The 19,919-nt window shown below is 52.1% G+C and carries 19 protein-coding genes; 14 read left to right on the top strand and 5 right to left on the bottom strand.

The features are described 5' to 3' along the window. Positions 1–107: 107 nt before the first annotated feature. On the bottom strand, positions 108–482 hold the full coding sequence (locus BM258_RS03125) for a DsrE family protein (RefSeq protein WP_090068715.1): 375 nt from the start codon (positions 480–482) through the stop codon (positions 108–110). A gap of 360 nt (positions 483–842) precedes the next feature. Here BM258_RS03125 and BM258_RS03120 point away from each other — a divergent pair, with 360 nt between their 5' ends. From BM258_RS03120 to BM258_RS03110, 3 genes are all read left to right on the top strand, one after another. Beyond that, positions 843–2,456 (top strand): fumarate hydratase, encoded by a 1,614-nt coding sequence (locus BM258_RS03120; RefSeq protein ID WP_090068713.1) that lies wholly within the window; start codon positions 843–845, stop codon positions 2,454–2,456. A 117-nt stretch (positions 2,457–2,573) separates the two neighbouring features. Further along, on the top strand, positions 2,574–2,999 hold the full coding sequence (nudI, locus tag BM258_RS03115; RefSeq protein WP_090068711.1) for a nucleoside triphosphatase NudI: 426 nt from the start codon (positions 2,574–2,576) through the stop codon (positions 2,997–2,999). Between the two features lie 368 nt (positions 3,000–3,367). After that, positions 3,368–3,967: a L,D-transpeptidase gene (locus tag BM258_RS03110; protein WP_090068710.1), complete on the top strand. Its 600-nt coding sequence runs from the start codon at positions 3,368–3,370 to the stop codon at positions 3,965–3,967. A gap of 125 nt (positions 3,968–4,092) precedes the next feature. Here the strand turns inward: BM258_RS03110 and BM258_RS03105 are convergent, their stop codons facing one another. Next, positions 4,093–4,449, bottom strand: coding sequence for a gamma-butyrobetaine hydroxylase family protein (locus BM258_RS03105; protein WP_090068985.1), 357 nt, complete (start codon positions 4,447–4,449; stop codon positions 4,093–4,095). Between the two features lie 214 nt (positions 4,450–4,663). Here BM258_RS03105 and moaA point away from each other — a divergent pair, with 214 nt between their 5' ends. Next, positions 4,664–5,692, top strand: coding sequence for a GTP 3',8-cyclase MoaA (gene moaA / locus BM258_RS03100; protein WP_090068708.1), 1,029 nt, complete (start codon positions 4,664–4,666; stop codon positions 5,690–5,692). A 60-nt stretch (positions 5,693–5,752) separates the two neighbouring features. Next, a complete protein-coding gene (locus BM258_RS03095; RefSeq protein WP_175527890.1) occupies positions 5,753–6,760 on the top strand; it encodes a DMT family transporter in 1,008 nt (335 codons plus the stop codon). Positions 6,761–6,887: 127 nt separating this feature from the next. On the opposite strand, the gene apbC is transcribed toward BM258_RS03095, so the two are convergent. Continuing rightward, positions 6,888–8,018, bottom strand: a complete 1,131-nt coding sequence (gene apbC, locus BM258_RS03090; protein WP_090068983.1) for an iron-sulfur cluster carrier protein ApbC — start codon at positions 8,016–8,018, stop codon at positions 6,888–6,890. Between the two features lie 289 nt (positions 8,019–8,307). Between apbC and mobA the strand changes: the two genes are divergently transcribed. From mobA to BM258_RS03050, 8 genes are all read left to right on the top strand, one after another. Then, positions 8,308–8,934 carry a molybdenum cofactor guanylyltransferase MobA gene (gene mobA / locus BM258_RS03085; RefSeq protein ID WP_090068704.1) on the top strand — a complete coding sequence of 209 codons (627 nt, stop codon included), beginning with the start codon at positions 8,308–8,310 and terminating at the stop codon, positions 8,932–8,934. Positions 8,935–8,993: 59 nt separating this feature from the next. After that, positions 8,994–9,518 (top strand): molybdopterin-guanine dinucleotide biosynthesis protein B, encoded by a 525-nt coding sequence (gene mobB / locus BM258_RS03080; RefSeq protein WP_090068702.1) that lies wholly within the window; start codon positions 8,994–8,996, stop codon positions 9,516–9,518. A gap of 269 nt (positions 9,519–9,787) precedes the next feature. Beyond that, on the top strand, positions 9,788–10,564 hold the full coding sequence (locus tag BM258_RS03075; RefSeq protein WP_090068700.1) for a transporter substrate-binding domain-containing protein: 777 nt from the start codon (positions 9,788–9,790) through the stop codon (positions 10,562–10,564). 457 nt (positions 10,565–11,021) lie between these two features. Beyond that, positions 11,022–11,819: an ABC transporter substrate-binding protein gene (locus BM258_RS03070; RefSeq protein ID WP_090068698.1), complete on the top strand. Its 798-nt coding sequence runs from the start codon at positions 11,022–11,024 to the stop codon at positions 11,817–11,819. 67 nt (positions 11,820–11,886) lie between these two features. After that, positions 11,887–12,591, top strand: coding sequence for an ABC transporter permease (locus tag BM258_RS03065; RefSeq protein WP_210186631.1), 705 nt, complete (start codon positions 11,887–11,889; stop codon positions 12,589–12,591). Next, positions 12,591–13,448: an ABC transporter permease gene (locus BM258_RS03060; RefSeq protein WP_407062693.1), complete on the top strand. Its 858-nt coding sequence runs from the start codon at positions 12,591–12,593 to the stop codon at positions 13,446–13,448. The genes BM258_RS03065 and BM258_RS03060 overlap by 1 nt, the downstream gene beginning before the upstream one ends. A 231-nt stretch (positions 13,449–13,679) precedes the next feature. Further along, entirely contained in the window at positions 13,680–15,752 is a 2,073-nt protein-coding gene (gene glyS, locus BM258_RS03055) for a glycine--tRNA ligase subunit beta (RefSeq protein WP_090068693.1), read from the top strand. A gap of 90 nt (positions 15,753–15,842) precedes the next feature. After that, the gene (locus BM258_RS03050; protein WP_090068691.1) at positions 15,843–16,715 is read left to right on the top strand and encodes an NAD(P)-dependent oxidoreductase; all 873 of its coding nucleotides are present in this window, start codon (positions 15,843–15,845) and stop codon (positions 16,713–16,715) included. Between the two features lie 135 nt (positions 16,716–16,850). On the opposite strand, the gene BM258_RS03045 is transcribed toward BM258_RS03050, so the two are convergent. Together BM258_RS03045 and BM258_RS03040 are read right to left on the bottom strand one after the other, a co-directional pair. Then, positions 16,851–17,327 (bottom strand): Lrp/AsnC family transcriptional regulator, encoded by a 477-nt coding sequence (locus BM258_RS03045; RefSeq protein WP_210186647.1) that lies wholly within the window; start codon positions 17,325–17,327, stop codon positions 16,851–16,853. Between the two features lie 211 nt (positions 17,328–17,538). Further along, the gene (locus BM258_RS03040) at positions 17,539–18,165 is read right to left on the bottom strand and encodes a uracil-DNA glycosylase family protein (RefSeq protein WP_244544568.1); all 627 of its coding nucleotides are present in this window, start codon (positions 18,163–18,165) and stop codon (positions 17,539–17,541) included. A 218-nt stretch (positions 18,166–18,383) separates the two neighbouring features. On the opposite strand from BM258_RS03040, the gene BM258_RS03035 reads away from it, so the two are divergent. Next, complete coding sequence (locus BM258_RS03035; RefSeq protein ID WP_090068686.1) at positions 18,384–19,913, top strand: sensor histidine kinase; 1,530 nt, start codon at positions 18,384–18,386, stop codon at positions 19,911–19,913. The last annotated feature ends 6 nt before the right edge of the window (positions 19,914–19,919 follow it).

Here is a 19,919-nt window from a genome sequence, read left to right as displayed (position 1 = left end):
CGTCAAGTGTCTGAACTCCCAATTGCGGTGCTGACTAAACAGATAAAGGCCATCTCAAGGGAGATGGCCTTCTTTAAAAGACAGTCAAAATTATTGCGATGGTTGCATCAAGTGAGCTGCAGGCTTCCCTTTGCACCCATCAGCATGGGAACCACTTCTTCTGCCGTTATTACCTGCATGCGTTCGTCGATCTCATCCTCGGAGACGCCGTTGTGAACCATACAGGCCTTGCAGACCAGAATTTGCCCACCCTCTTTGAGAAACGCTTCCTGCAGGGGCTGTGCTGGCTGGAACGGCGCACCGATATCGATGCCTTCAAGAGCCCCCTTCTTGGCCAGATGCACGGCATCCACCATCAGCATGATGGTAGCGCTATGACCTTGAGCAAGGGCCTGCACGCCCATGGTATAAGCCACCGTGATTTTGTTGGGGTCGTCTGCGTTATTGAAGAGCGTGCTGACGTAATCTGTTTGCTTGGCCATTCTCTTTCCTCACTGATTAAATTGGAAATGATCATAAAATGCGATTTGGACCGGTTGGGAATCCGCGTCATGGAAATCTAGTATATTATTTATTTCTTATATTCGAATTTTTCAAGAAAACAATTTGCCACAGGTCGGACACGGTCTTGTGTGGAAAGATCTGCACAAAATTTGACGCAGGATTTGCCATAAGAAGGACTTGAAATTTGCCCTCAAGCCCTGCACTCATTGATTTGCGGAATTTCCTTTGCATCAGGGTGACACCGATCAAAGACAGCTCTCCCAATTGATGCAATCAGACATCCATATTTTGGAAGCGGGTGGGCCACCCGTTATCGGAACTGCAAACAAGGACCGAAAATGAGCACTAAAGCATATAAGCTCTTTCCTATGGGAAAGGATGAAACCACTTATCGCAAACTGACCTCCGACTATGTTTCGGTTGAGTCTTTCAAGGGCAAGGACGTCCTTGTGGTCCAAGAAGAAGGCATCCGCCTTCTAAGCGAAACGGCATTCATCGATATCGCCCATCTGCTGCGCCCGGATCACCTGGCACAATTGCAGAAGATTCTGGAAGATGACGAAGCAACCCAGAATGACAAATTCGTTGCGCTTGACCTGCTCAAGAATGCCTGCATTTCTTCCGCGGGCGTTTTGCCAATGTGTCAGGACACAGGTACAGGCATCGTTGTCGGCAAGAAAGGCAAGAATGTCTGGGTGGAAGGCGATGAAGAAGGCGCACTGAGCCAGGGCGTGTTCGACGCCTACGACAAGAAGAACCTGCGCTACAGCCAGCTTGCACCGCTGACCATGTTCGAAGAAAAGAACACGGCCAACAACCTGCCAGCACAGATCGACATCTTCTCTGAAGGGGAAGACGCCTACAAATTCCTGTTCATGGCGAAAGGTGGCGGCTCGGCCAACAAGACCTTCCTGTATCAGGGAACCCCCTCCCTGCTGACCAAAGATCGTCTGCTTGCCTTCCTTGAAGAAAAGATCAAGACGCTCGGCACGGCTGCCTGCCCGCCATACCATCTGGCCATCACCATCGGCGGCCTGTCTGCAGAGCTGAACCTGAAAACCACCAAGCTCGCTTCTGCTCACTATTATGATGAGCTTCCGACCGAAGGATCCGAGATGGCAAACGCCTTCCGCGATCTGGAAATGGAAGAAGAAATCCTGAAGCTCGCACGCGGCACCGGCATCGGCGCACAGTTCGGCGGCAAATATTTCTGCCATGACGTGCGTGTCATCCGCTTGCCTCGCCATGGTGCATCCCTGCCGATTTCCATCGGCGTTTCCTGCTCGGCTGACCGCCAGTGCAAAGGCAAGATCACCAAAGACGGCATCTTCATCGAAGAGCTGGAAACCAATCCGGCACAGTATCTGCCAGAAGTTGATGAGGAAGCTTTGGGTGGCGAAGTCGTCAAGGTTGACCTCAACCAGCCAATGGCAGAGCAGTTGGCTGTTCTGACCAAATATCCGGTCAAGACCCGCCTCAGCCTTAGTGGGCCGCTCATTGTCGCCCGAGACCTTGCTCATGCCAAGATCCGCGCACGCCTTGAAGCTGGCGAGCCGATGCCTGAATATCTGAAAAACCATCCGGTTTATTATGCAGGCCCGGCCAAGACCCCGTCCAACTATGCCTCCGGTTCCTTCGGCCCAACCACGGCTGGCCGTATGGACAGCTTCGTTGATCAATTCCAGTCCTTCGGCGGCTCGATGATCATGTTGGCAAAAGGCAACCGTTCCAAGGCTGTCACCAACGCATGTAAAGAACATGGTGGCTTCTATCTTGGTTCCATTGGCGGACCGGCTGCACGCTTGGCTAAGGACTGCATCAAGAAAGTTGAATGCATCGAATATCCTGAACTCGGCATGGAAGCTGTCTGGCGCATTGAAGTGGAAGACTTCCCGGCCTTCATCGTGGTCGATGACAAGGGCAATGACTTCTTTGCAGAGCTCGATCTGTAAGTAGAGCTGTCGTTACCCTGTCAGTTGACACTATCAAATCACGCGGGTCCGGCCTATCATGGTCGGGCCCGTTCCTTTTTCCTCTTCCCAGTGACATTTAGTGAAAGGATTATCGCCATGCGCAAGAGAACCATTCTATGCCCACTCATCGAAAATGATGGCGCCTATTTGCTCTGTAAGATGCCGTCTCATCGCGGAGTCTTTCCCGGCCAATGGGCTCTTTCGGGTGGAGGATTGGAAGAGGGAGAAACAATCGAGGAAGGCCTGCGCCGGGAGATTCGCGAAGAACTGGGCGAGGCTCTCACAATAGACAGCGTCAAACCATGGACCTTCCGCGATAATACGCGCGTAAAAACCTATCCTGACGGCTCAACCGAAGAGATCTACATGATCTATCTGATATTTGATTGCCACGCGACCAACCGGGATGTCGCATTCAACGAAGAATTTGAAGCCATCGCCTGGGTAACGCCCGAGGAGTTATCAAGTTATGACTTGAACGAGGCCACCCAGGTAACTCTAAAGGCTAAAGGTTTGATTTGATCCCTTGAATCACAGCGAGCGGATACGGGGGCTTTCCCCGACGAATCAATCAATTTTCCACTTCTGATATACATCATTACCCCGCTCTTCGTTTGATACACTAAAGGGAAATGACTATCGCAAGAAAGAACACCTTTTGGCACCGGAGACCTCTTGAACTGTTGCAAAAGCACCACAAGAAGGGCGTGCTTTTAAAAAATAAACAAAATTGTGATAGCAACAAATTCAAAAAGTCTTGCGTGGTCACTTCATATTTAGAAAATAGCCGTAACGCTTTCTTGGCAACAATTTCGTTTGGCTTTGCTCAGCCGGGGCAGTTTAATTGGCTGTTGACGCGAAGCTTGGCATTTTAAATTCGGGACAAAATAATGAGAAAACTGATCACTCTTGGTGCTAGTCTTCTGTTCGGCCTCGCTGTAGCCGTCACAAGTGCTAACGCTTCCAAATATTTCGACATGGAATCGCAGACTTGGAAAGACGTCAATGGCTATGCCCATGGCGGCAAGTCTCCCATCAAGCGCAAGACCGTCAAATATTCAGGCCCTTTTGCCAAATCGGCTGAAGGAACCATTGTCATCAATACCAAAGAACGTCGCCTCTATTATATCATGGGCAACGGCAAAGCCATGAAATACGGAATCGGCGTTGGTCGCCCGGGCTTCCAGTGGACTGGTACCCACCGCGTGAGCCGCAAGGCTGAGTGGCCAGGCTGGACCCCTCCTCCTGCAATGCGCAAGCGTGTTCCGAACCTGCCCGCTCACATGAAAGGCGGCCCGAACAACCCTCTGGGTGCGCGCGCCATGTATATCGGCTCCACGATTTACCGTATTCACGGGTCTAACGAACCATGGAGCATCGGGCAGGCCGTTTCGTCTGGCTGCATCCGACTTGCCAACGAAGATGTGATTGACCTTTATGAGCGCGTTAAAGTCGGCGCCAAGGTGCATGTCATTCAGGCAAACCAGTAATACAGGCAATAATGCCTTTTGGTTGAAACATTTCAAAGCCGGTCCTTTAAAGGGCCGGCTTTTTGTTTAGGGTACTTGTTGTTTGTTATGCAGCATTCCTAGAGGCAAGAGATACTCCTCTTTTGCTAGCCGCGATCAAGCCCTTGTGCTTCAAGCGCTTGCAGATACTCGGCCCAGATCGCGTCCATCGCTTCTCCTGATTCCTTGAAGTAATCCCAAGTGAAATAGCCAGAATCATGCAAATCGGTAAAAAACAGCCGCACAGCATAATTTCCAACAGGTTCAACCTTCATGATTTCAACATCGCGCTTGCCGCCAATGGTCTTTTTCTGCGAAGGGTGATGGCCCTGCACTTCAGCGCTTGGCGATGTTACCCGCAGGAATTCAGCCGAAAACTCGTAGGCACTTTCGTCATCGAAAGCCACTATCAGGCTTTTTTTGTCCTTCTTCAGGCGGATTTCCGTAGGCCAGGCCTTTGTCATGGTGGCGTTCCTTTTATTTCGTTCAATCAGAGCATGCGCAATAAGCCAGTGCGGGGCAAGACCGGGCCTGTCCATCGTCACTTGTTTGTGAAACGCGCTTTGAAGATTGGCAATTGATGGTTTCTGCGATTGACTTGTAAGGGCGGGTTGTATCAACATCCGGTTTTCTCAATTCATGATGAGACAAGTCATAATTAAATGCAAGGAAGAGCCAATGCGCTTTAGTGACGCTGAGGGACAGACAGGAGCCCCGTTGATCGACCCCTTTGGCCGGACAATTACCTATCTGCGCCTGTCCGTTACGGACCGTTGCGATTTTCGATGCGTCTATTGCATGGCCGAGAATATGCATTTTCTGCCCAAGGCCGAAATCCTGACATTGGAAGAGCTGGATCGGCTCAGCACCGTTTTCATAGACCATGGCGTCAAGCGGCTGCGGCTCACAGGCGGCGAACCTCTTGTGCGCAAGGGCATCATGACGCTTGTCTCGTCCCTGTCGCGTCATCTGGAAACTGGCGCACTTGAAGAACTGACCCTGACGACTAACGCCTCCCAGCTTTCTCGTTTTGCCAAGGATCTAGCGGCCGCTGGCGTTCGCAGGATCAATGTATCCCTTGATAGTCTCAGAGAAGACCGCTTTCGCGCCATTACCCGCTGGGGCCGATTTCAGCAAGTCATGGACGGTATTGACGCCGCTCTGGCTGAAGGCATCAAGATCAAGCTCAATGTCGTCGCCCTAAAAGGGGTCAATGATGATGAATTTGACGACATGATCCACTTTTGCCATGAGCGCAATATGGACATCACCTTTATAGAAACCATGCCGATGGGCGAAATCGATCAGAATAGAACCGATCAATATCTGCCGCTTTCCAAAGTTAAACAGGATCTTTCGCAGCGCTGGACCCTATCGCCCTCGCCGCACAAAACCGGAGGACCGGCAAGCTATGTGACTGTTGGCGAGACCGGAGGCCGCATTGGCTTTATCACCCCGCTGAGCCATAATTTCTGCGAGAGCTGCAACCGCGTGAGGATCACCTGCACGGGCACCCTCTTCATGTGTCTTGGTCAGGACGATGCCGCCGACCTGTGCGCTCCGTTGAGGGCTTCTGAAAGCAATGCGGGGATTATCAACGCAATCCATCATGCCATTGAGCGAAAGCCAAAGGGCCATGATTTTGTTATTGACAGACTAAACAATCGCCCCTCTATTGGCAGGCACATGTCAGTAACCGGTGGCTAGAAGCTTCAAGGGCTCTCTTCAGCGCCCTTCATGCCGGTTTTCATCACGAAAGTCTCACACATGGCAATTGGTCAGAAAAGTGGTGCTGTCAGCAGCACCAAAGGGGCACCTCAGCGCGACGATAGGGGCAACCTCTATGGCATCCTCGTCATGCAGGTTTCGGTCTTTTGCTTCGGCACAAACGATACCTTCAACAAGCTTGTGGGCGACAGCCTGACGACCGGTCAAATGCTCTTTTTCAGGGGTATTTTCGCCACCATTCTTGTGCTGATTTTCTGCGCTTTCCTGCGCCAGCTGCGCTATATGCATCAATTCGCAGATCCGATTTTGCTGCTACGCGGCGTGTGTGAGACATTCTCGGCAATCGGCTGCCTTGTGGCGCTCAAATATATGCCTCTAGCCAATGTCTATGCCGTTTTGCAGGCTATTCCCCTTGCCACCACAGCAGCCGCAGCGCTGTTTCTTGGAGAAACGGTTGGCATTCGGCGCTGGCTTGCCGTGTTGGTTGGCTTTATTGGCGTACTGGCCATCGTACGCCCGGGTCTTGAGAGTTTTAACGCCTTCTCGCTCTTTGCCGTTGGCGCGGTGCTGTTTGCCGCCACCCGAGATCTCATCACTCGCCAGATCAAGCCGCATATCTCGCTCTGGATTGTGACCTTCACAACCATGCTCGTATCCACGATCGGCGGCGGTATCCTGGCGCTCATTCAGTTTTACGTCGGGGGTGATGCCGGTTGGCTGCCGCCAAATCCTGAAAATCTGTTCTATCTGTTCATGGCCGCAGCCTTTCTCACGCTTGGCCAATATTATGTTTCCATCGCCATGCAGAATGGGGAGGTGTCTGTTGTTTCCTCCTTCCGCTATGTCTCCATGCCGATTGCACTGATTTATGGCTATCTCATTTGGGGCGACATTCCCGATATGCTCACATGGTTCGGCATCATTCTTATTCTGGGGTCGGGCATCTATACGATTCAACGCGAACGGCAGGTATCGCGCATGCGGCGAAACCAAGAAAAAGACGAGGCGAAAGATCACCTCGTCGCTACGCGGACAGAATTTGAATAGGGGCTTTGGAGCTTCTGGCGGAGCGGCTTGTAACGGGGCCATCACGCTGCACCAAGACCACTCTTTCCAACCAAGGCGGATTTGAGGCCGCGCATCATCTCACGTTATGAAACAACGCGCGGGCTTGCTATTCGACGACAATGGCAGGTGCAGGCTTGGATGCTCCGGCCAGCCCCTTCATCATGTCGTTGGCTATGGAAAGATAGATCGCAGTATGATCGCTTTCGGGTTCTGAAACGATCACCGGATCGCCAGCGTCGGAACGCTCGCGAATATCCATGTGCAACGGGATCTCTCCAAGGAACGGAACGCCGATCTCCTCAGCGGTTGAACGAGCGCCACCATGGCCGAAGATGTCATGACGCGAACCGCAGGTCGGGCAAGCAAAATAGCTCATATTCTCCACGATCCCGAGAATGGGAATATTCACCTTCTGGAACATGGCAATCCCCTTGCGGGCATCGATGAGAGCCAGATCCTGTGGGGTGGAAACGATGACGGAGCCGCTTAGCGGCACCTGCTGGGCCATGGTCAGCTGAATATCGCCAGTTCCCGGAGGCATATCAACAACGAGCACATCGAGCTCTCCTTCCATATCCCAATTCACATCGCGGATCATCTGAGTAAGGGCCGAGACGGCCATGGGCCCGCGCCAAACCATTGGCGTATCCGGATCGACCAGAAGCCCGATAGACATGGCCATCAGGCCGTAGGCCTTGAGCGGATACATCCGGCGAGAATTAGGAACAGCCGTCGGCTTGTCTGTGATTTTCAGAAGCCGCGGAATGGACGGACCGTAAATATCGGCATCCAAAATACCGACCTTCAGGCCATTGGCCTGTAGCGCCAAAGCAAGATTGACTGCCGTTGTGGATTTGCCAACTCCGCCCTTTGCCGAGGAAACGGCAATGATCTGCTTCACGCCAGCGATATCAATTTTACCACCCCCTTGTGGTGGCTTTTTGGGCGTTGGGCGTTGGGGAGCAGCCGTTGCGTTTCCCTGCCCTGCACCCGGAGCACGTTCGGCGGTCAACACCACCATGGCTTTCTTGACACCATCCAGCGAAGCGACTACGGCCTCAGCCCGTTCACGCAACGGCTCAAAGCTATCAGCCTGCTCGGCTGGCACCGAGATAGAGAACATCACGGCCCCGTCCTTGATGATGATATCAGACACCATGCCCGCCGACACGATATCCTGCGCATTCGGCGCCGGTTTCAATTGTTTCAGTATTTCAAGGATTTTGTCTTCGGTCACCGATTGATCACTCTTGTTTTTCCAAAACACAACACATTATCTCGTCTGGTTTGAAATTGTCAGTTCCCCATTGCTGGAACGGTTTGGACCATCCGTCAAGGGCGATAACCGACAACTGCGCGAATAAGTCGCCTGAAAAGCTCATATTTTTAGGCATACGGTTTTATGAGCGCACAAGCGCACCCTCTTTGGTTCGCATTCATGAGGATTTGACTTCTCTTCGCAGTTGCAAATCATGTAGACTTCTTACCGCTATTGATGCTTCAGATTCCATGAAACGCTTGAAACAATGAAGACTCAACACCAGTCAACTGTGGCCGTTATTCTTGCCGGCGGTCAATCGCAGCGCATGCAAGGGGCCAACAAAGCCCTTTTGTCCCTCAATGGCAAATCACTCATTCAAAACACAGTTGATCGCCTTACAGGACAAGCGGATCACATTCTCATCAGCGCTCCGAAAGGGTCCGCCGCATTTCCTCGTGGGTATGAGGTCGTTTCTGACCCTGTCGAAGGATTTGTCGGACCTTTGGCCGGAATTCTTGCGGCCATGCGATGGGCACAGACAGAAGGCGCAGGAGATCTTGTATTGAGCGTTGCCGTGGATACGCCCTTTTTCCCCGACGAACTACTCACCCGTTTCCTCACTCTTCTGCCCGAACAAGGAACGAGACCGGTGATTGCCCGCACAGATAACGGACTGCACCCCACATTCGGCCTGTGGCCTGTCTCTAGCGCCGATGCACTGGAGACATTTCTCTTGGCAGGAAATAGGAAAATGAGACTATGGGCAGAGCAACACCATTGCGTCTATTGTGATTTTGCCCCGCTGCCAATCGGCTCCCACATGATAGACCCATTCTTCAACATCAATCATCCAGACGATTTGAAACATGCAGAGACAATAAGGAGCGCATAGACGCACTTTCCTCTTCATTTCAGGTCGCTTCGGACATTCTTTTCAAGGACACTGCCCAGATGGACACTCACGGTCACAAGATTTTCGGCGTTACCGGCTGGAAAAATTCAGGCAAAACCACGCTCGTTATCGCTCTCATCAAGACCCTGACTGAACGAGGGTTCAAGATTTCATCAGTCAAGCATGCCCATCACAAATGTGACATCGACAAGGAAGGCACGGACAGTTTCCGTCATCGGGAAGCTGGATCAGGCGAAGTCGCTCTCGTCGCAGCAGGCACCCGCTGGGCAATCATGCATGAATGCAAGGATGAACAGGAGCCTCTCTTGAGCGACGTTCTGGCCCGCCTTGAACCTTGTGATCTCGTGTTGGTTGAGGGCTATAAAACAGAGCCTTTTCCTAAAATTGAAGTAAGGCGCGCCGAGTCGATGAAGACCGACCCGATTGCGCCGGAAGATCATTTCATCACCGCTGTTGCCAGCGACACGCCCCAGACTCTTGGCGCGCCAGAGGGCTTGCCTCTGTTTGCTCTTGATGATGTCGAGGGCATTGCTGATTTTATTATCAACATGATGGACCTATAGCTCCGTTGTCTAAGTGACATTTTGCATCAAAACCGGCAATCCGACACCATATTCGCCTGCCAATTGGCATTTCGCCGAAATTCCTTTCTGGATACCCGCGCAACAGAAATTTTTTAATTGTTCTCGCAGCCTGATTGGACGAAGACTACGCCCATGCGAGACTGGCATTCCATGGCCTTTCAATTTGGGCGGGGGAGCCTTGAAGCCCTTAAGGTCAATCCGTTCGACCGTCTCGCCGATATTTTCGACTTCGAAATGGGACAATCAACATGAAACTCACTGCAAAGTTTGCAATTGCCGCCGCGGCTGCCATGATGGCCTGTGGCGCCGCCTCAGCTGCTGAAAAGGTCCGCATCGGTATTGATGGCGCCTACCCTCCATTCAACCAGCTTTCATCTGCTGGCGAATTGTCCGGCTTTGACGTTGATATCTCCAACGCCCTTTGTGCCGAGATGAAAGCTGATTGCGAATTTGTCATTCAGGATTGGGACGGCATGATTCCCGCTCTCATCTCCGGAAAAATCGACGCTGTTGTCGCGTCCATGTCTATCACACCGGACCGCCTGAAGAAGGTCGATTTCTCCAAGAAATACTACAACACCCCTCCGGGAATTGCAGTTCTGAAAGACAGCGGTCTTGAAGGCAAGGATGTTGGCGAACTGGAAGGTCTCACCATTGGTGCGCAAGTATCCACGACCCATGCTGACTATGCCGAGCAGAAAATTCCGGATATCGATCTGAAACTCTACCCCACGCCAGATGAGTATAAGATGGAGCTGCAATCTGGTCGTGTCGATGCTGTAATCGATGACAGTGTCGTGCTTTCCGATTGGGTCAAATCCGAAGATGGCGACTGCTGCAAAATCCTGATGCAGTTGACGCCGGATCCGAAGATCAACGGCGAAGGCGCCGGTATTGCCGTCAAGAAGGGCAACACGGATCTGGCCGACAAATTCACGGATGCCATCGCTGCAATTCGCAAAAATGGAAAATACAAAGAAATCAATGATAAATACTTTGATTTCGACGTGTATGGTGGCGAATAAGCCAATATCGCATTTGCCGGGAGCCTACTTCTCCCGGCAAATTGCTGCCTTACTCCTACAGACTATCAAACTGACGGCCATACTGCTGCCTGATCCTTTCTTCCCCGCTCTGTAATTGCCCATTTTTTATACTATCCCGCAACTTACGCTTTATAGCCATCCGTGCAGAACCATTTCTGTTTGAAGAATAACCAGACCTATACAACACATCGTTTCGTAAAAGATAGCGCAAACGCACCAATATTCCGGAGACGTCTAATATTTGGGCAAAATTTGGTTATCAAACCGTTTTCCCCGGATTGCCTGTTGTCAAATCCAGCAAAATAATGGGAATATGCGCCCCGAGCGGCAAGTCACCGCCCAATCCAGAGAGGCCTATATATAGGCTCGATATTGTATGACCCATCGGGAATGCCGACGGTCTTATCTTTATACAATATGCAAGAGGGAAAATATTATGCGTCTATTGAACAAAATTGCTATTGCAGCGACCGCATTCATGATGGTTGCTGGTGGCGCGCAGGCTGCAGACAAGGTTCTCATCGGTACCGAAGGTGCCTATCCTCCGTTCAACGAACTGACCGCTGATGGCAAGCTGATCGGCTTCGACATCGACATGGCCAATGCGCTTTGCGATGAAATGAAGGTTGAATGCGAATTCGTCGTACAGGATTGGGATGGCATGATCCCTGCTCTGATCGCTGGTAAATTCGATGCGGTGATCGCTTCCATGTCCATCACCCCGGATCGCCTGAAAAAGGTCGACTTCTCCGAAAAATACTACAACACCCCGGGTGCACTGGCTGTGCCTAAAGATTCCGAGCTGGCTGCAATCGATCCTGCCGATCTGCCTGCGGCTGCTGAAGAACTCAAGGGTTTGGTGATCGGTGCACAGTCTTCCACGACGCACTCCAACTTTGCAGAACAGAAACTGCCAGACACCGAGCTGAAGCTTTACCCGACGTCTGATGAATATAAACTCGATCTGGAAGCTGGCCGCCTCGACGGTGTGACCGACGACGTTGTCGTGCTGGACGAATGGGTAAAATCCGAAGATGGCGCTTGCTGCAAGATCCTCGGCACCTTCCCTGCCATTCCGGAAATCTATGGTCAGGGCGCAGGCATTGCCGTTCGCAAGGGCGAAACCGACCTTGCAGACAAGTTTTCCGCTGCCATCAAGGCGATCCGCGCCAATGGCAAATACAAGGAAATCAACGACAAATATTTCGATTTCGACGTGTATGGCGGCGAATAATCGATACGGTTAAAATCAAGCCCGGCAGCAATCCTGCCGGGCTCTTCATTTCAGCTGGCAGCAAATTATGGATTATCTGACACTCCTATCCTACGGAGACACAGGTTGGGGCGATGAGATTGCGCATGGCGTACTCTATACAGTATCCCTTGGCGTGTGCACCTTGCCTCTAGGCCTGTTTATGGGCTTTTTTCTAGCGTTGGGCATCAATTCCAAGGAACCCAGCATTCAGAGAGCGGCGAAGATCTTCACGATTATCTTTCGCGCCCTACCGGAACTTCTGACGTTGTTTATCGTCTATTATGGTGGTCAGATTCTCTTAAACCTGCTGTTCCAAAAAGTGCTGGGCACCAGCATTGAGGTCAATTCCTTCATCGCAGGTATCATTGCGCTGGCCTTTGTCTTCTCTTCCTATGCCAGTGAGGTTTTTCTTTCCGCCTTCAAAGGCATTCCGCAAGGTCAGTATGAAGGTGCTTTCGCTTTGGGCCTGCCCTGGTTCAAGACCATGCGTCTTGTCATTGTGCCGCAGCTCATCAAGCTGGCTCTGCCCGGGCTTTCCAACCTCTGGCTGGTTTTGCTCAAAGATACGTCTCTTGTCTCCGTCATCGGCCTTACCGACACCATGTATGCCACTGGGCTCGCAGCGCGCAACACAAAGGAAGCCTTCCTGTTTTTCGCACTCGCCTGCGTCATGTATCTGGTTTTGACCTTCATCTCCTCTATGGTACTTCAGTCCATCGAAAAACGCGGTCGTCGTGGGGAGTTGAGCTGATGACCATGCAAACAAACTATGTAGCAGATGCCATTCTGGATGCCCGCCCACGGCCAGATAGCATCAAGAACAAATTCTTTACTGGTAGCAAGATCACCGGGTATTTTCTGCTCGGTATCTGGATCGTCTTTTTCGTTAGCATCATCTGGTTTTTATATGACAGTTATGATGCTGACTATATGGCGCGCTATGCCCCCAAATATCTCTACGGCTTCTTGACCACAATTGAACTGGTGGCCCTTTCTGTTGTCTTTGGCGGATTGCTGTCGTTGCCGGTGGCCTTCGGACGCATGTCGAAGGTTAAGCTCTTCAACCGAATTGCCTTTGGCTACATCTATTTCTTCCGCGGCACACCGCTGCTGGCGCAGCTGTTCCTGCTCTATTACGGCTTTGGACAGTTCCGCCATTTCTGGCAGGATATGCATCTGTGGTGGCTCTTCCGCGATAGCTGGTCGATCGCCCTTTTGTCATTTACGCTGAATACGGCGGCCTATCAGGCGGAAATCCTGCGTGGCGCCATCATGAATGTACCCAAAGGCCAGATCGAAGGGGCGCAGAGCCTTGGTTTGCCAAAGTTTGTCACCTTCTTCAAAATCGTGCTGCCTCAGGCGCTGATCGTCGCACTACGGCCTTACGGCAACGAATTCATCCTGATGATCAAAGGCTCCGCTGTGGTTTCCATCATCTCGGTATACGATCTGATGGGCGAAACCCGCCGCGCCTTCTCCCAAACCTACGATTTTCAGGCCTATATTTATGCGGCGATTTTCTATCTCGTTTGCGTCGAGATCATTCGTCGGCTCTGGGATGTCATTGAAAAACGCCTGACGCGTCATTTGCGGCGTGACAATAGCTGATAGACGCGCACTCATCCAAGGCCCGCTCGATTTAGCGGGCCTTTTCCTTTTTGGGCAAATCGCCAATGTTTGCCCTATTACACCCCATATAAGGCTCTTTGAAGCTGGCTACCTTGTGCGCTTTGCCCCACTGTTTAGCGAAACAGTCATTTTATCAGTGACAAAGCCGCCCCGTCTTGCTAGTCAAAATCCCAAAGACCTTACCCATTATCGATGTAAATAGAGAAGACTATGCCAGACCTTCTGCTTGAGCTTTTTTCCGAAGAAATCCCGGCCCGCATGCAGCGCCGGGCTGCTGAAGATTTGAAAAAACTAATCACCGGGGGTCTGGTGGATGCCGGTTTGACCTATGAGGGTGCCCGCGAATTTGCAACCCCTCGCCGCCTTGCTTTGTCCATCACAGGGCTTGCGGCCTCCTCTCCTGATATTTCAGAAGAGCGCAAGGGCCCACGTGTGGGGGCTCCAGAAAAAGCCCTTCAAGGCTTTCTGCGCGGTGCGGGCCTTTCTTCGATTGAAGAAGCCACGGTTCAGACCGATCCGAAAAAAGGCGACTTCTATGTAGCCATCATCAATAAGCCGGGCCGCAAGGCTGAAGACATTATCGCCGAACTCGTTCCAGATGTCGTGCGAAAATTCCCTTGGCCGAAAAGTCAAAAATGGGGTCAGGCTGGCGAAGGTGCCCTGCGCTGGGTTCGCCCACTGCATTCCATTCTGTGCACGCTTTCGGTTGAAGGCGAAGGCTCTGAAGTGGTTCCCTTCACTGTCGAAAGCATTGAAAGCTCAGACAAGACGCAGGGCCATCGCTTCCACGGCAAGGAAGACTTTGCCGTCAAGCGTTTTGACGACTATGTGGCTGGCCTCAAAGAGCGCAAGGTCGTGCTTGATCTTGATGAACGCAAAGAGATCATCCTCAACGACGCCAAAACCCTCGCTTTTGCGCAAGGATTGGAGCTGGTTGAAGATATGGGGCTGCTTGAAGAAGTCGGCGGCCTCGTAGAATGGCCGGTCGTTTTGATGGGCGAGTTCGAACAGGCGTTCCTCGACATGCCGGACGAAGTCATCCAGACCTCGATCCGCGAGCATCAGAAGTGCTTTGTTCTGAAAGATGCCAAAACCGGCAAGCTGGCCAACAAGTTCGTTCTGGTTTCCAACTTGATTGCTCCGGATGATGGCAAGACCATCGTTGCCGGCAACCAGAAAGTCGTGCGCGCGCGCTTGTCCGACGCCAAGTTCTTCTGGGAAACCGACCTCAAGACCGGCCTAGAAACCCGCCTCTATAAACTCGACTCCATGGTGTTCCATGAAAAGCTAGGCACTCAGAGCGAACGCGTCGAGCGTCTTATTGCTCTGTCCGAAGCACTGGCTCCGACCGTTGGCGCCGACAAGGCTCTGGCTGCACGGGCTGCCAAGCTGGCCAAGGCAGACCTTGTTACCGACATGGTGTTCGAATTCACCGAGCTGCAAGGGCTTATGGGCCGCTATTATGCGCTGGCTCTGAATGAGGACCCCAAGGTCGCTGATGCGATCGAAATGCACTACAAGCCGCAGGGTCCGAGTGATGTTGTCCCGACAGAACCTGTTTCTATCTCCGTTGCCCTGGCTGACAAACTGGATCTGCTGACCGGCTTCTGGGCTATCGATGAAAAGCCGACCGGATCGAAAGACCCGTTTGCTCTGCGTCGTGCTGCACTGGGTGTCATCCGCATTTTGGTGGATAATGACATTCGCCTGCCACTGCAGGCCATCTTTGCCACGGCACGCCCGGGCTTTGAACAGGGCGATGATCTATTGTCTTTCTTTGCCGATCGCCTCAGCGTGTATCTGAGAGACAAAGGCGCACGTCATGATCTGCTCGACGCCGTGTTTGCTCTTGGTGGTCAGGATGACATCGTCATGATCGCCAAACGCGTTGAAGCGCTGGGTTCGTTCCTCGCCAGCGATGATGGTGCCAACTTGCTGGCGGGGTATCGCCGTGCAGCGAACATCTTGCGGGCTGAAGAAAAGAAATCAGGCACAAGCTTTGAAGGCGTTATCGAGGGGGCTCATCTGCATGAGCCGGAAGAAGTCGCCCTCGCCTCAGCCATTGAAAAGGCTAGGATTGCTGCCGCAGACGCCGTAGAGGCAGAAGACTTTGCAGGCGCCATGTCAGCCCTCGCCACCTTGCGGGCACCAGTGGACGCCTTCTTTGAGAAGGTGCTCGTCAACGACGAACGCGCCGAGGTTCGCGAGAACCGCCTCAAAATGCTGACGCAGATCCGCGCAACAACGCGTACTGTCGCCGATTTTTCAAAAATCGCTGGCTAACAAATGTTTTTCGAACAGGGCGGCTCATCAGGCCGCCCTTTTTCTTTTTATGACTAGCATGTTCCGCTCTAACGATATGAGGATTTTGATATGGCCAAAGTTACTTTTCTCGGTCTTGGTGTCATGGGCTATCCAATGGCTGCTCACCTTATGCATAAGGGTGGTCATGATGTCACTGTCTATAACCGCACAGCTGCTAAAGCCGAAAAATGGGTCGCAGAGCATGGTGGTTCAATGGCAACGACACCAGCGGCGGCCGCCGAAGGCGCCGACTTCGTGTTCTGCTGTGTCGGCAATGATGATGATTTGCGCGAAGTGACCATCGGCGAAGACGGAGCCCTTTCCACCATGAAGGAAGGCGCCATCTTTGTTGACAACACCACCGCCAGCGCCAAAGTGGCGCGCGAGCTCTATGAAGTTGCCAAAGCGCAGGATGTTGGATTCATTGACGCTCCGGTTTCCGGCGGACAGGCTGGCGCAGAGAATGGCGTGCTCACTGTCATGTGTGGCGGTGATGAGGATATCTTTGCCAAGGCGAAACCGGTTATCGAATCCTTTGCCAAGATGGTCGGTCTGATGGGCCCATCGGGAGCGGGCCAGCTAACCAAGATGGTCAACCAGATCTGCATTGCGGGCCTTGTGCAAGCCCTTTCGGAAGGCGTTCACTTCGCCAAGGAAGCCGGGCTTGATGTGGAAGCTGTCGTTGACGTTATCTCAAAAGGCGCTGCCGGGTCATGGCAGATGGAAAACCGCGCTTCCACCATGGCGAAAGGCGAGTTCGAGTTCGGCTTTGCCGTTGACTGGATGCGCAAGGATCTGGCCATTGTTCTGGACGAAGCACGCAGCAATGGGGCGCACCTGCCTGTAACGGCCGCAGTTGATCAGTTCTATGGACAGGTCCAAAGCCTTGGTGGCAATCGCTGGGACACCTCTTCCCTCATTGCTCTTCTGGACCGCAAATGATCGTAGGATGGGCGACGGAAACGTCGCCTGTTTTCTGTTCTTAAAAGACATAGAAAAGCCCGCGGCGCCCTAAAGGCTCGCGGGTTTTTTGACTCTCGCTGAACGGCAATATGAAAAAGCTACACGGCTGACTCGCTAGCGCGATTCCTTATCGGGCAGATAATTGAGTGGCAAAGCGGTCGTGTATTTTATCTGCTCCATGGCGAATGTGGTCGAGATGTCGCCCACTTCGATGCGCGCAATAAGTTTTTTGTAAAAAGCGTCATAGGCGTCAATATCGGGCACAACGACGCGCAGCAGATAGTCCACCTGCCCAGCCATGCGATAGAATTCAACGACTTCGGGGAAATCCCTGATCACATCTGCGAAGCGCTTGAGCCAATCGGAAGAATGCTCATTGGTGGTTACCGCAACAAAAGCGGTGACCCTCGTGTTGACCTTGTCGGGGTCCAGTAGCACGACGCGACCGGTGATAACCCCTTCTTCTTCCATTTTCTGAATGCGCCGCCAGCATGGCGTCGTGGACAGGCCCACCCGACGTCCGATTTCAGCGACAGGCATAGTGGCGTCTTCCTGCAGGATTTGCAGAATGCGCCGATCCAAACGATCCAGCATGGCTTTCTCCGATCCCTTAAGGAGCGATATATACCCGATCTTCAGACTGGGCTTATGGCGTCGAGACAATGTCCTGGACAAAGATTTTCTCATAATCGCCCCATTAACAAAATGATATCGAAAGAAAATTCTCAAATCAATGTCAATATGTGAGAAATGCCCCTCATCCTTTTGTAGAGCCAATGTTTTGCAGAAAATTTTTCTGCAGCTACCCAGCTAATATCTTGCGCACTTCTTCTTTCAGAAATGGCAAAATGTCTCTTTCAAACCAAGGGTTCTTCTTCAACCAGGCTGTATTCCTCCAAGAGGGATGCGGCAGCGGCAGAATTCGGGGAGCGGCCGTTTCATTCCAGACGGCCTTGGCTTGCTCCACGGTTTGTGTAAGCGTTTTGGCGCGTCTTTTGCCCAGGTGATAGCGCTGCGCATATTGGCCAATCACCAGAATCACCTCCAATTGCGGCATGCCTGCAAAGATCTCGTCGTGCCATGCCTTCACACATTCCTTGCGCGGCGGCAAATCTCCGCCCTTTGCGTCATAGCCGGGAAAGCAAAACCCCATCGGAACAATGGCAATCCTGCGTTGATCGTAAAAACAAGCTCGATCAATCCCCATCCAGTCGCGCAGACGATCTCCCGAAGGATCGTTAAACGGGACGCCGGTCTCGTGCACCTTCATGCCCGGAGCCTGCCCCGCGATGCAAATGCGCGCCGTTGAAGACAGGCGCACCACCGGCCGTGGTTCATGGGGCATTGCAGCGCCGTTTGGGGCATCGCGGCAAATCCGACAGTTCTCAATTTTTTCTGTTAGCCTGTTGAGCTTGGCAGCCTGCTCCACGCGCCTACTCCTTATTGATTGGCACTGCAATAAATAAGACTTATTTGATCTAAATATTCAAATATATTCAACGCCTTCTCTTTTCCTGCCACAACGAATAGCCCACATCTTTTCACCATTTCATTCTTTATTTACCATCTTCTTCAGGCGGATTTTAATACAAATGGGAAATGATGTTTTCAGGAGCATTTTAATAAAAATGAAAAAGGGCGTCACGCATGACCGGTGTTTATAGCACTGATCGGTCAAAGAAGAATTCCCAGCAGGCCAACAGCGCCCGTGCTGCGAAGAGGCGTGCCGTTTTGCGCACCGTCCACGATGTGCGTGAGCAACTCAACAACAAAGACGGATATCGCCCGAGCTTTCGCCATGAGCTGATGCTGATGTATGCGGAAAACCGCATCTCTGCGGCTTATGCCATGCCGGTTCTATTTCTGATATCTGCGGCCATTTCCACGCTCTGGACGACGCCGATCAATGCCCTTTTGTGGGTGGTCGCTGCATTGATCATTCATCTCGTTACGACCCTCTATGTCAAAAGCTTCAAGAAACATTCCGAAAATGATATCGAGCTGAATGACTGGCAAAGGCGCTTCTTGTTCATGGAAGCTCTTGCTGGCATCGTCTGGGCCGCGATCCTGTTGTTGCCGACAACCAAAGACGTTGGATATCTGGAAGAGTATCAGTTTGCGGTGATGCTCGTCGTTATTGCTGTTACGACGATGCTCAGCTTTCCCATTCCGTCTGCGGTTTGGGCCGGCTCGCTGCCAATTGCTCTGGTCATCAATCATTCAATCCTGATGCATTCAAAAGAGACAGATCCAACCTTGTCCCTTATGTCCATCGGGGCGATTGTCTTCTTCATTCTGCTTTCCAAGCGCCTCTATAGTTCCACGCTGGCCATGCTCAATTTTAGGCTTGAGAAGGATTATCTTATAACCGAGCTGGAACAAGCCAAGGCCATCTCGGATGAGTCCCGTCGTCAGGCAGAAGAGGCCAATACGGCAAAAAGCCGTTTTCTTGCCACCATGAGCCATGAGCTTCGCACGCCGCTGAACGCCATTCTCGGATTTTCCGAGATGATGAAAACGGAAGTTTTCGGCCCGCTGCCAAATGACAAATATCGTGAATATTCCAACGACATTCACGCGTCCGGATCTCATCTGTTGAATCTGATCAACGAGATTCTGGATCTCTCGCGCATTGAAGCAGGACGCTATCGCCTTAATGAAGAAGCGGTGACTCTGGCCTATATCGCAGAAGATTGCGAAAATCTCTTGCGGATCCGCGCCAAGGCCAAAGATATATCCATTACACTTGATGCCGACCAGACGCTGCCCAAGCTTTGGGCCGACGAACGCGCAATCCGCCAGATTATTCTCAATCTGCTCACAAACGCGGTGAAATTTACGCCCAACGGCGGCAGCATTACCCTTACGGTAAAGGGTGTTGAAGATGGCGGTCAGATGGTTTCGGTCAAGGATACCGGCATGGGCATTCCCGAGCACGAAATCGAAACGGTACTCAGTGCCTTTGGTCAGGGAACGGCCGCCATTCAAAGCGCAGAAGAAGGCTCAGGTCTGGGACTTTCGATCGTTCAGGCACTGGTCACCATGCATGACGGCAAGTTCGATCTGAAATCCGAGCTGCGTAAGGGCACCACTGTTACGGCAAGCTTCCCGCCAAGCCGCGTGATGGACATGATCCAACCCTCCAAAAACCGTATTCGTCTCAAGAGAGCTGGATAGTCGTTT

It is taken from the genome of Cohaesibacter marisflavi (genome assembly GCF_900115225.1).
GTDB lineage: Bacteria > Pseudomonadota > Alphaproteobacteria > Rhizobiales > Cohaesibacteraceae > Cohaesibacter > Cohaesibacter marisflavi.
Note: the sequence above shows the minus strand (reverse complement) of the source record. Positions and strands in the feature narration are given on the sequence as shown.